An 11,133-nucleotide genomic window follows, 5' to 3' on the forward strand; every position below is an offset into this window, starting at 1 on the left:
ACCGGATAAGCTGGTGGGGAGCTCAGGCGGTTAAATGACAGACAATTCCCTGGCGGCAGACGCGTCGCCCGACCACCAGCAGCGCCCCCGCGGCAAACGCGGAGCGCTGCTCTTCCTTCGCGACCTCCTCATCATCTTCGTGGTCGCGCTGCTGGTCTCCTTCCTCATCAAGACCTTCCTCGTGCGGTCGTTCTACATCCCGTCCGGGTCGATGGAGAACACGCTGCAGATCCAGGACCGCATCCTGGTGAACGAGCTCGTCCCCGACGTGGTCTCGCTGAATCGAGGCGACGTGGTCGTCTTCCAGGATCCGGGCGGCTGGCTCCCGCAGACGGTCGAGGCTCCGCAGCCTCCCGTCACCGCAGCCGTCGAATGGGTGCTGTCGATCTTCGGCCTCGTCGCTCCCGACAGCGACGACCACCTCATCAAACGCGTCATCGGGTTACCGGGCGACCACGTGTCGTGCTGCAACCCGCTCGGGCAGATGACGGTCAATGGGGTTCCGCTGAACGAACCGTACGTGAAGCTCCCGGCCGGCACCGAGAAGGTGTCCGGAGACCCGTTCGACATCGTCGTCCCCGAGGGCTCGCTCTGGGTCATGGGCGACAACCGGTACAACTCGAAGGACTCCCGGTACAACGGCGACACCCCCGGTGGGGGCTTCGTCCCGATCGACAACGTCGTGGGGCGCGCGTTCGTCATCACCTGGCCGTCCAGCAACTGGGCCTGGCTCGACAACTACCCGACCGTCTTCCAGGGCATCCCTGCCCCAGAAGAGGAGTGATGGCCGTCAGCGAACCGACCCTCGAGGTCGAGCACGAACTGTTCGCTGCGGGTGTCCCGTCGGTCATCGGCATGGACGAGGTGGGTCGCGGAGCCATCGCCGGCCCGGTGGCCGTCGGCGCCGCGGTCGTCGCCCCGGCGTGCGGGCCGTTCCCTGAGGGACTCCGCGACTCGAAGCTGTTGAGCGAGCGAGCGAGGACCCGCCTGGAACCGCTGGCCCGCGAGTGGGTGTTGTACGGGGCCGTCGGACTCGCGAGTCCGGCGGAGGTCGACGAGCTGGGCATCACCGCGTGCCTCGGACTCGCCGGCCGTCGGGCGCTGCTCGAACTGCACGCCGTCGGCGCGGACGTCACGGGATCGACCGTCCTGCTCGACGGCAACAGCGACTGGCTGAGCCGGGCGCTCCAACGACCGCTCACCATCACCACGAGGGTCAAAGCGGATCGGGACTGCGCGTCGGTCGCCGCAGCGTCTGTACTCGCCAAGGTGCACCGCGACCGACTGATGATCGACTTGCACGAGGCGCTGCCGGAGTACGGGTGGGAGGGCAACAAGGGATACGGCTCGGCGCAGCATCTGTCGGCTCTGTCCGAGCACGGCTTGACCCTCCACCACCGGAGCAGCTGGCTGCCCGCCTACACGTAGACTGGAGAGACCATGGACGAAGACGAGTTCGAAGACTACGACCGCGAGGTCGAACTGGCCCTCTACCGCGAGTATCGCGATGTCGTGGGTCAGTTCAAGTACGTGATCGAGACCGAGCGCCGGTTCTACCTCGCCAACGAGGTCGACCTCGTGCGACGCGACACGGCGAACGACTTCTACTTCGAGCTCTCCATGACCGACGTGTGGGTGTGGGACGTCTACCGGTCCGACCGATTCGTTAAGAGCGTCCGAGTGCTCACGTTCAAGGACGTCAACGTCGAGCAGTTGTCCTCGCGTGACTTCGAGCTCCCGAAGGAACTCACGCTCGACGAGTAGGCACGGTTCCCGCTACCGACAGCGCTCCACAGGCACGCCTCGCCGCGCGCTCGTCGACGACAGACCCACCCCCGGGTAACGAGCCTCGTCTGCACGCTTGGCTGGATGCCAGGAGGTGCACATGGCACGGAAGGACGAGCTCGGCCGACGCGGCGAGCAGGTGGCGGCGGATCATCTCGAGGCGTGCGGATACCGCATCCTCGACCGCAATTGGCGATGCCCGCAGGGCGAACTCGATCTCGTCGCGGACGACGACGGCACGCTGGTGTTCGTCGAGGTGAAGACCCGTTCCGGCGTCGGCTTCGGCGATCCCGCGGAGGCGGTCACGCCGAGCAAGCTGGCCCGGATCGGTCGTCTCGCCGGGGCCTGGTGTGCTGAGCACCGACCGCGCTCGCGGCGGATGCGCGTCGACGTCGTCGGCATCGTGCTGCCGTCCGAAGGGGACATGCGACTCCAGCACCTGCGGGGAGTCTCCTGATGGCCGTCGCACGCACCTGGTCGGTCGCACTCGCCGGCCTCACTGGCGCGATCGTGGAGGTCGAGGCGTCGGCCGCCGCGACCGTACCGGGCATGGCGATCGTCGGGCTTCCCGACAAGTCGCTCGGTGAGGCCGCGCACCGCATCAAGAGTGCGACGGCGAACTCCGGCTGCGAGCTGCCCGGTGGCAAGCTCACGATCAACCTGTCTCCCGCGTCGCTGCCCAAGCAGGGGAGCGCATTCGACCTCTCCATGGCGATCGCCTGTCTCGCCGTCGGCGGCCTCGTCCGCCGGGAGTCCGCCGAGCGGGTCGTCCACCTCGGTGAGCTCGGGCTCGACGGTCGACTCCGTCCGCTCGTCGGCGTGCTGCCGGCCGTCCTCGCCGTCGCCCGTGCCGGATACGACGCGGTGATGGTGCCGACCGCAAACGTCGAGGAGGCGCAGCTCGTGCCCGGCGTCACGGTGATCGGGGCGACCTCGCTGCGTGATGCGGCCATCTGGCACGGTGCAGAACTCTCTGCGATCGACCTCGAACCCGTCCGACAGCGGGTCGATCGGCTGCCCATGCCCGACCCACTCGATCTCGCGGACGTGGTCGGACAGCCGGACGCGGTCGACGCGATGGTCGCTGCGGCGGCCGGCGGGCACCACGTCATGATGGTCGGACCTCCCGGTGCCGGCAAGACCATGCTGGCCGCCCGGCTCCCCGAGATCCTCCCCGACCTCGAGCCCGAGGCCGCGGTCGAGGTCAGCTGCCTCCGCTCGCTCATCGGTCTACCGCCGGACGGAGCGCTCGCCCGACGACCACCGTGGGAGAGCCCGCACCATTCGTCATCGGCAGCGGCGATCATCGGTGGCGGTTCGCGCCAGATCCGGCCCGGAGCAGCCGCGCGCGCGGCGCACGGCGTGCTCTTCCTCGACGAAGCACCGGAGTTCCGCGCCGACGTCCTCGACTCGCTGCGTCAGCCACTCGAAGCCGGCGTGATCACCGTGCATCGTGCGCACGGCAGCGCGACGTTCCCGGCCGCCTTCCAACTCGTCCTCGCCGCGAACCCCTGCCCCTGCGGTCAGTACGGCACGGCGGACGGCGTCTGCACCTGTCCACCGCAGGCCCGTCGACGCTATCTCGGGCGGATCTCGGGGCCGCTCCTCGACCGGATCGACATCCGCGTGCGGGTGCACCGGATCACCTCGGCACTGACGAGTCTCTCGCAGGAGGGCGGGGTCTCCACCGCTGAGGCCCGTTCCCGCGTCGAAGCGGTGCGGGCCGCGAGTGCCGAGCGGTTGGCCGGCACCGGCTGGACCACGAACGCACAGGCGAGCGGCACCTGGCTCAGGAGCCCGCGGATGCGGCTGCCCAGATCCGTCACCAGCGCGTTGGACCGCTCCCTCGAGCGGGGAGGCATCACCATGCGTGGCTACGACCGCATCCTCCGACTGAGCTGGACGCTCGCCGACCTCGACGGGGCCGGCAGCCCCACAGCCGAGCACTTGGGGCGCGCCCTCTTCCTGCGGAAGGGCATCTCATGAGCGCGTGGTTCGGCTTGGACCGCGAGTTGGTCGAACGCCTCGTCCGCGGACTCGGCGGCCTGGAGTCGGTCGAGGCCGCGGGTAGTCCTCGCGCGGATGGAGGTGCCGAGCACGTCTCGGTGGCCGACGACGACGTCGGCAACACCGGGATCCGGGCGGCCTTCGCTCGGGCGGCCTGGACAATGATCGCCGAACCGGGCGATGGCGTGGCCGGGCTCGTGGTCGGTGCGCTCGGCCCTGCGGGCGCACTCTCAGCGGTCCTGGAACGGGTGGGGCCGACCGAACTGCAGCGCCGCATCCTCGGCAGCGAGTGGTCCAGTGGCTCGGGCTCGACGTCGGCCGATGCCGATGCCGAGTCCGAGGATCCCGCCGCGATTCCCGCCTCCCGCGTGCTCGGAAGTGCGCTGGAACGCTGGCGCCCCCGTCTCGTCTCGGCTGACCTCGTCGCCGCGTGCGAGACCGCGATCGAGGTCGGCGTACGACTACTCCTGCCAGGCGATCCGGGCTGGCATGCGGGGTTCGACCACCTCGGTGTGCACGCGCCGCACGCCCTCTGGCTACGCGGTTCTCCCGACGTGCCTGCGGGGGAACGCGCCATCGCGTTGGTCGGGGCCCGGGCCGCGTCCGGGTACGGCGAGCACGTCACCCTCGAGGCGGCGGCCGGGCTCGTCGATCGGGGCTTCGCGATCGTGTCGGGTGCCGCGTACGGCATCGACGGCGCGGCGCACCGAGCCGCCCTCGGGAGCGGAGGCCCGACCGTGGCCTACCTCGCAGGCGGGGTCGATCGGCCGTACCCAGCCGGTCACGATGCGCTCATCCGTCGGATCCGCGAGGCCGGTGGAGCCGTCATCAGCGAATCACCGTGCGGGTCGACACCATCCAAATGGCGATTCCTGCAGCGGAACCGACTCATCGCCGCAGCCTCGGCTGCGACGGTGGTCGTGGAGGCCGGAGACCGCTCCGGGTCGATCAACACGGCGGGTCAACCGAAGGGGCTATCGTTTGGGTGTCTGTCCCGTAGGCAAAAGCTGGACAGCTGCGACCGCCGCGTCTGACGACTGGCTGGCGTCTGCCCAATCGCCCGGTCTATCTCACCGGGGCCAGGCTCTCTGGATGATCTCAGTGCGAAAGAAGGTTGTCGTGCCATTCGGGCTTGCGTGCCGCGTCCAGGTGTCCGTCCACTAGGAGGCTGGGGCGTTCGCCGACAGGCGTGTCGGGACCGTCCCGTTCGGGAACACGACAGTGCGCGTGAGGGTGCCACCGGCGATCAGGTCGAGCTGCAGATCGAACCACTCCCAGTGAGCAGATGAGTAGGATCGGTGGGTGTGGTCCAAGACCGCGTCTCGCGTGCGCCGAGATGGCTGAACGTTCCGGCGCAGCGCATCGATCGCACCGACCGGGCGTGTCCCCGGCAGATTGCTTGGGGCCGACCGCTGCCCTGTAACCTACGAGGGTGCACATGAGCGTAGAAGAAGGTCAACCAACTGGAAGGCACGAAACGGAGCTCGCGAATGCGGTTCTGGCCTGTCGTGAGGAGTTCGCGGCCAAGTTCGCGACTTACGGGTACTCCTGGGCAATTCTTCGAGTGCCGTCGCTAGTTGATCGAGTGTGGACCAAAGCTGCGCGTATCCGGCGCCTCGAGGAGCTCGAGTCCCGTGCCGTAGAGCCGCGCATCCCGGAGGATGTGGAAGCAGAGTACCGCGGGGTAGTCAACTACTCGGTGATGCTATTGGATAGGCTCGACCACGAAGGTTTGACCGCCCCCCGCCTTGGATCCCCTCCCGCAGACCGGTGGGCAACGCCTCAGCGAGCAATGGCAACCTACGGGTCCATCACATCGGCGACTCGCGAACTGCTTGAACGTAAAGACCACGACTACGACGGCGCATGGAAGTCAATGCGTGTCACGACGATCACAGACGAAGTCTTAGTGCGAGTATCGCGAGTGAACTCGATTCTTGACGGTAGTGAACCTGATTCAGCAGTTCTCCGTGACCAGTTTCAGGACATCTTGAACTACGCGTTGTTCGCGATCGCGTTGCTATCGGTGAAGGAGTAACCCATGGCCCGTGGTCCAGTAGAGGACGGCTGTCGATTCTGTGAGCTGCCGGACCAGGATCGGGTATTGCAGTTGGATGATTCGTTCGCGATCATGTTTTCGCTCGGGCCACTCATCCCTGGGCATTTTATGCTTGTCGCGCGTGACCACTATCCAAGTTCAGCGGAACTACCGCCATCTCAGATCCCGAAAACTAGCCGAGTCATTCGTCGGATATTGGACGAATTATCGGACCGATTCGGCGAGTTTACTGCATTCGAGCATGGTCGAGCTGGTGCCTGCGTGCCGCCAGGGCACGGCGAGGACCACTGTTATCACGCACACGTTCACTTTCTTCCCAAAAATGTTGACCTAGCGGCGAGCGTTCGGGACGACTACGAGCTGATCAGTTTCGATAGCTGGGCATCGTTTCAAGCACAACATTCTGAGCACCCCGTACCTTACATAGCGGTCTGGGAAGGCGCCGCCGTGCATGCAGTTTTTGATCCTTCAAACCTACCGCACCACTATCTTCGAACAAAGGTTGCGACAACTCTAGGAGAGCCCTTGCTCGGAGACTGGGTCGCCTTTCCCCGATCGTGGGATATCGATACCGCGAAGGCAAGCCACGTTTTTGAATTCCTGCGGAAGGTAGACCTGACATGAAGAATTGGCTGCTACACGCCTTGGTCGGACAGAAGATCACCCGGGAGTCCTTCGATTCGTCTATGCAGGCGCTGGTTTCGCTCCGAGCGAGCACGTTCCACCTTGACCGAGTATCTGGACAGGGCGGGTGGTACCGCAGACTGGGCGATCCGGGTCGATTGGGGCACGTCGCGACCGCTCAGATGACGATCTTCGCGTTGGCTGCTCCTGACAGCGAGATTCAGTTCCAGGCATGCCTAAAGTTTCTCCTGGGTAGTCAGGCGTCCGATGGAGGCTGGCCCTTTGTGACCAATTCGGCCGGCCAGTCAGTAGTGGACGCCACTGGTTGGGTATTGCTGGCTGTGTCCGAGATGTACGACCGGCCGTCCCTTAATGCGCACCGGGCGAGTATGCGTGCGGCGATGGAACGAGGACGTAAGTTCATCGAGGCTTCGGAGCTGCCTGCCGGTGGCTGGGGCATTACGCCGGGTGCCGATTGGCGAGCGCTGAGCACAGCCATTGCCCTTCGGGCCCTGATCTCGCTGGGTGACGATCTGTCAAACCCGACCATCGATTCGGCTGCGCGAAGCCTGGTGAGCAAAATGGATCCAAACACGGGCGCTTGGTGTGATTCGCGCGGCAACCTTTCTATCGCGGCATCTGCAACGTCGGCGATCGCTTTGCAGCAAGTAAATACAAACGGCGCATTCGAGGCACCCATCAAGCGCGCTGAAAGATGGCTTGCTGACGTGCGAGAGCGTGATGTCTGGGGCGAGAAATCGAAGTACGTGTCCCACGAAGAGGTAGACTTTCTCGATGCCGCAGGTAATCGGTCAAGGGTCGAATACCACTTCTCCAGACGCCCTCACGCGATTGCTGCGTTGTGCAGAGAAGGTGTTGGGCCAGAGGTTTGCGATGGTCTGACGCACCTCCTATCAGCGCCTGCGGACAAGCCGCAGCAGTGGGGTGGTTGTAGCCAGCATGCCTGGACGAGTTGGTTAGTTTTTGACTGTTGGAATGCTCTCAGCTCCGCGCAGGCTAAACTCGGGCCAGATTGGCGAGAAGTCTGGTGGTCGCCCGGTAGGGTAGTTGTCTCATTGCGAACCGAGCGCTTCCCGAAAACGCTCGGGCGACGCTACTGGCCACATCTTATCGTTCTGGCCCTCGCCGCTTTTGTGGTCTGGGGCGCTGCGTCCAGTGGACTCGTTGACGGCATTGGCCCCCAGACGGTGACATTCGTTGTTACGACGATTCTCCTCGCTGTGCTAGCTAACCTGATCTCGACGGCAATACTTGACTGGCAGAGGAAGAAAACATGACGAAACCGATCTACGGACATGCATGGGGACTCATCGAGGCCGGGTTCTCCGGGGAACTTGCGGCCCAGTCGCCGGAAGACCTGCATCAGGTGATCGTTCAATCGCCTGACCGACTGGCAAAAGCGTTCGATTCGCTGCCGACCTGCGACCAGAGTGCCCTGCTCTCGGAAGTGTCAAATCTGTCGACCAGCTTCATCGAATCAAGCCGGTCCACCTCACCGGCGGCTTCCGTTCTCCACGAGGAGTTGGCCGAGCCGGCACCTCTAGGGGAAAGCAGGCCTAGAGCTTCGATGTCGAAGGACGATGCTGTGCGGGCAACAATGCATCTCGTCATCGGGTCGATTCTGCTTAGACGTGCCCTCACCATCATGCAGGATCCTGCTACCGGCGACGCTATTAGCTCCGCCGTTCAACTGAAGGGTGTGGATGAGAGAGTCGCGGCTCGCTTCTACCACTTCGCGGCATCAAAAGGGCTTGTCCCATCCGAATAGCGCCAACGTGTGATGCATAGTTCGTCTATCGGATCGACGTTCGCTCCTCGAGTGCCTGCTCGATGCATCCCCCTGAGCCGCTCAGTGGCGTGTGGCAGTTCATCGCCTGCATAGTCGCTGTGTCGTGCCAGGCATACGGCGTGCCGAAGGTTGAGCCGTTGGGTCCGACCTCCACTGGAGCGATGCACTCGCGTGACGAGGTCGATCTGGAAGCTGCCCATGCCGATTCTCGCCAGATAGCTCTGATAACTGAATTTATCGCGAGTAGCCTGTCGTCTGATTGATAGGACAAGGTCCCCGCTCCCTTGCTCGGCTCACCACGAACTCGGAGCGCGACGACTAGGCGCCGAGCGCAGTCTTCAGTCCGCTTGGAGACATCCGGACCGGGCATCTCGCGCGGGCAGGTAGTTCGGCAAGGAAGCGCCCCGGAGTCCGTAGGCGCGACTCTAGTCCAACCGGACAATCCGAGGTCTCCCGGTGATTGCTGAGCATCTAGACGATGTGGCGGTGGCGGCCACCGTCCGTGCGGGACCGGGAATCATCCCTAGGTACCTTGGGTCTCTGGCACGCGGAAGAGCTATGCTCACCAGATGATGGATCATCTCTCGCTAGTGAGGCAGTTTACTGGCGCCGAAGAAGCGTGGGAGGCGCGGCGTCATCTGGCCTACCGTAACGTTTGCGCTCTTCGTAAGATCCCGTCCGACCAGGGCGCCAGCGCCGGGCAACATCGATACTCTGTGTCGGTTGCGGGCGTCAACGCTGGATACACTGAGCGCACAGACACTAACGCTGTTCCGCCGGTCGAAGATGCGCTACGCGCAGTGTATTGGGGTGCGTTCGAATGACCGTTTCTGAAGAGGTGCCAGCGTCGGACGAGTCGAGGGCACGCCAGTACTCACCTGTCGTGTCGATCTACCAGAACCCGGAGCATGTTGCCGGCCTAGTTCAGCAGATCTTCAATGCGCCCCTTGTCACAAACGTGGTCATCGACACGGACCGCACGGACGAAGATAAGAAGAACCTTGATCTGGCAGCCTCCGCTGAGGCCGCAGGCGGCTTCAAGGTCCCGCTCGCCGGGGGTGTAGACGCGAAATTGGGGGCGAACGCGTCTCGGTCGAGCGGTACAGCGATTACAACGAGTTCACGCTCCTCGCAGTCCTTCGTGTATTCCCAGGCCTACTACCTTGACCTTGTTAGGCAGTCGCTCCGCGACCGGGCACTCCTGGTAGACCTTTCGGACGCAGACAGCGTTGACACCATGGCTATCGGAGACTTCGTTGAGTTCCAAGCCACTTTCACGGCGCCGGCGTTCCCGTCCATCATGGACGTTCTGACGCCAGATCTAGTTGGCGCGATCGTCGAATTCACGACTCGACGCTCCGGTCGCGACGGTATCGACTTCACGAACGTTGCAGGTCTCGCAGCAGCGGCGCAGGAGCTTGAGATGAAGGCATCTGCTCGAAGAGATCTTGCAGCTAGCGTGACGAGGGCGTTGCAGGCAGACTTCCGGCAAGAGCACACCCGAGAGTACTACGGTGCGATCACTGGCGTTCCTGGCATCACGGCAGTCACGATTTGTGACGCAGACAGGTTCCTCGTCGAGGACGAAGACCGTGTTCTGGATGGTTCCTACAGGGTGCTCGGTAAGGTGACGTCATTGCCTCGAGAAGACATGCCTGTCTTTGAGAGGAACAAGATGCTCAGTCAGATAGCGCCAGAGGCGGTAGACACAATGCTCGGTCAGGTGAAGGGCCAACTCGAGTCCCAGACGCGAGGTCTGCCGATCGGGCAGGAGCAGATCGACGAGCTTATGCAGGTCAGTCTTGACTCCAGGGTTCCCGGAAGAGCCTTCCAGGTCATCCCCATCGCCATCTTCGTCTGAGGGGCCCTCACCGCAGGTACAAGACTTGCGGGACGGCCGGTACCCACCGGCCCTCCCGAGCAACTCAGCGAAGCCCGCAAGGATGATTTCCGTCCGGCGTGGACCATGAGGGAGAGTCGCCGGTCTGCAGGCGTTGGTGCTGCGGCGCCTTCACCCTCGCTAGTCTTGCGGTTCGACGGGGCGCCTACTCGATTCAGCTGTGCCGGGTAGCGGAGTAGATGCCGTTGGGTGTAGCCGTGCTTGTTGAAGTTGCTACTCGGTGTTGTCTTCTCTAGCATCATCGCCCATGACCGTCGCGTCGCCCGTTCGGGAGGCGTGGATCGCCGAGTCGAGTCGGGTTATGCTGCCACCTCCGCCGCCGAGCACACGCTTGCCCACTGCGGCCACGGCATCCATGGCGTTCGGGGAATCGGGATCGAGAAGTCGCGCGTGACCCGTGACGACGTCGCCACCGCGCGCCGCTCGGTTATTGGCGGGTCGGTTGCTCAGGCGCGCGACAACACGCGCGTCGAAGTAGATCCCATGCGCGCTGTTGCGTTCCTTCACTCCGAGGATGTCAAGCCATCCAACGACAACGCCTCCGCAGGCGACCATTAGCGCGCCGGCCTGAAGCGGGTAGTCAGTGCCTGACTTCCACCACCGTGCAGCGGCGTCGAGGAACTCCTTATCGCTCAGGTGAGCTGCGTAGCCTGTGTACGCCCGCATCGGCAGAGTGCTCCGGTCGGCCGTTTCAGCGCTGGGTAGGCGGAGGACCGGTACGGTCACACCGGCGTCGTTGGTGACCTCGATGAGGACTTCGACCAGGCTGATCGCCCCGACGCTCGCCAGCGTGAGATCGGGGATAACGCCGGCGGCGAGTCCCTTCTTAAGCGGTGTCGGGCTCATTCCGAGAAACCGTGCGGCGGCACGGATCGGGAGAGCCTCACCGGTGTAGGTGGTGTCCAGTTCGAGCATGATTGTTGTCCGTTTCGAGTGCGGGTTCCGGCA

The 11,133-nt window shown here is 64.2% G+C and carries 12 protein-coding genes; 11 read left to right on the forward strand and 1 reads right to left on the reverse strand.

The annotated features are described in order from the left end of the window. Positions 1-34: 34 nt before the first annotated feature. From lepB to EAO79_RS12000, 11 genes are all read left to right on the forward strand, one after another. Positions 35-784, forward strand: coding sequence for a signal peptidase I (gene lepB / locus EAO79_RS11950; RefSeq protein ID WP_124769107.1), 750 nt, complete (start codon positions 35-37; stop codon positions 782-784). Further along, positions 784-1,428 (forward strand): ribonuclease HII, encoded by a 645-nt coding sequence (locus EAO79_RS11955; RefSeq protein WP_124769108.1) that lies wholly within the window; start codon positions 784-786, stop codon positions 1,426-1,428. Before lepB ends, EAO79_RS11955 begins: the two co-directional genes overlap by 1 nt. Before the next feature lie 12 nt (positions 1,429-1,440). Next, the gene (locus EAO79_RS11960) at positions 1,441-1,764 is read left to right on the forward strand and encodes a DUF2469 domain-containing protein (protein ID WP_071260887.1); all 324 of its coding nucleotides are present in this window, start codon (positions 1,441-1,443) and stop codon (positions 1,762-1,764) included. A gap of 121 nt (positions 1,765-1,885) precedes the next feature. Further along, the gene (locus EAO79_RS11965; RefSeq protein ID WP_064296323.1) at positions 1,886-2,242 is read left to right on the forward strand and encodes a YraN family protein; all 357 of its coding nucleotides are present in this window, start codon (positions 1,886-1,888) and stop codon (positions 2,240-2,242) included. Beyond that, complete coding sequence (locus EAO79_RS11970; RefSeq protein ID WP_124769109.1) at positions 2,242-3,771, forward strand: YifB family Mg chelatase-like AAA ATPase; 1,530 nt, start codon at positions 2,242-2,244, stop codon at positions 3,769-3,771. Before EAO79_RS11965 ends, EAO79_RS11970 begins: the two co-directional genes overlap by 1 nt. After that, the gene (locus EAO79_RS11975; RefSeq protein WP_124769110.1) at positions 3,768-4,826 is read left to right on the forward strand and encodes a DNA-processing protein DprA; all 1,059 of its coding nucleotides are present in this window, start codon (positions 3,768-3,770) and stop codon (positions 4,824-4,826) included. Before EAO79_RS11970 ends, EAO79_RS11975 begins: the two co-directional genes overlap by 4 nt. Before the next feature lie 404 nt (positions 4,827-5,230). Further along, positions 5,231-5,830, forward strand: coding sequence for a DUF1599 domain-containing protein (locus tag EAO79_RS11980; protein WP_124769111.1), 600 nt, complete (start codon positions 5,231-5,233; stop codon positions 5,828-5,830). Positions 5,831-5,833: 3 nt separating this feature from the next. Beyond that, positions 5,834-6,475: an HIT family protein gene (locus EAO79_RS11985; RefSeq protein ID WP_124769112.1), complete on the forward strand. Its 642-nt coding sequence runs from the start codon at positions 5,834-5,836 to the stop codon at positions 6,473-6,475. Continuing rightward, positions 6,472-7,773 carry a prenyltransferase/squalene oxidase repeat-containing protein gene (locus tag EAO79_RS11990; RefSeq protein WP_124769113.1) on the forward strand — a complete coding sequence of 434 codons (1,302 nt, stop codon included), beginning with the start codon at positions 6,472-6,474 and terminating at the stop codon, positions 7,771-7,773. Before EAO79_RS11985 ends, EAO79_RS11990 begins: the two co-directional genes overlap by 4 nt. After that, positions 7,770-8,264 (forward strand): hypothetical protein, encoded by a 495-nt coding sequence (locus EAO79_RS11995; protein ID WP_124769114.1) that lies wholly within the window; start codon positions 7,770-7,772, stop codon positions 8,262-8,264. The genes EAO79_RS11990 and EAO79_RS11995 overlap by 4 nt, the downstream gene beginning before the upstream one ends. An 841-nt stretch (positions 8,265-9,105) precedes the next feature. After that, positions 9,106-10,146: a hypothetical protein gene (locus EAO79_RS12000; protein ID WP_124769115.1), complete on the forward strand. Its 1,041-nt coding sequence runs from the start codon at positions 9,106-9,108 to the stop codon at positions 10,144-10,146. 252 nt (positions 10,147-10,398) lie between these two features. Here EAO79_RS12000 and EAO79_RS12005 read toward each other — a convergent pair whose 3' ends face one another. Next, entirely contained in the window at positions 10,399-11,100 is a 702-nt protein-coding gene (locus tag EAO79_RS12005) for a hypothetical protein (protein ID WP_124769116.1), read from the reverse strand. Positions 11,101-11,133 lie beyond the last annotated feature (33 nt).

This window comes from Plantibacter sp. PA-3-X8 (assembly GCF_003856975.1).
In the GTDB taxonomy this organism is placed as follows: Bacteria; Actinomycetota; Actinomycetes; order Actinomycetales; family Microbacteriaceae; genus Plantibacter; species Plantibacter auratus.

What these genes read in the sequence shown, in the direction of transcription:
- lepB (WP_124769107.1), top strand. Translation starts at nt 35, where the DNA reads ATGACAGACAATTCCCTGGCGGCAGACGCGTCGCCCGACCACCAGCAG.
- EAO79_RS11955 (WP_124769108.1), top strand. Translation starts at nt 784, where the DNA reads ATGGCCGTCAGCGAACCGACCCTCGAGGTCGAGCACGAACTGTTCGCT.
- EAO79_RS11960 (WP_071260887.1), top strand. Translation starts at nt 1,441, where the DNA reads ATGGACGAAGACGAGTTCGAAGACTACGACCGCGAGGTCGAACTGGCC.
- EAO79_RS11965 (WP_064296323.1), top strand. Translation starts at nt 1,886, where the DNA reads ATGGCACGGAAGGACGAGCTCGGCCGACGCGGCGAGCAGGTGGCGGCG.
- EAO79_RS11970 (WP_124769109.1), top strand. Translation starts at nt 2,242, where the DNA reads ATGGCCGTCGCACGCACCTGGTCGGTCGCACTCGCCGGCCTCACTGGC.
- EAO79_RS11975 (WP_124769110.1), top strand. Translation starts at nt 3,768, where the DNA reads ATGAGCGCGTGGTTCGGCTTGGACCGCGAGTTGGTCGAACGCCTCGTC.
- EAO79_RS11980 (WP_124769111.1), top strand. Translation starts at nt 5,231, where the DNA reads ATGAGCGTAGAAGAAGGTCAACCAACTGGAAGGCACGAAACGGAGCTC.
- EAO79_RS11985 (WP_124769112.1), top strand. Translation starts at nt 5,834, where the DNA reads ATGGCCCGTGGTCCAGTAGAGGACGGCTGTCGATTCTGTGAGCTGCCG.
- EAO79_RS11990 (WP_124769113.1), top strand. Translation starts at nt 6,472, where the DNA reads ATGAAGAATTGGCTGCTACACGCCTTGGTCGGACAGAAGATCACCCGG.
- EAO79_RS11995 (WP_124769114.1), top strand. Translation starts at nt 7,770, where the DNA reads ATGACGAAACCGATCTACGGACATGCATGGGGACTCATCGAGGCCGGG.
- EAO79_RS12000 (WP_124769115.1), top strand. Translation starts at nt 9,106, where the DNA reads ATGACCGTTTCTGAAGAGGTGCCAGCGTCGGACGAGTCGAGGGCACGC.
- EAO79_RS12005 (WP_124769116.1), bottom strand. Translation starts at nt 11,100, where the DNA reads ATGCTCGAACTGGACACCACCTACACCGGTGAGGCTCTCCCGATCCGT.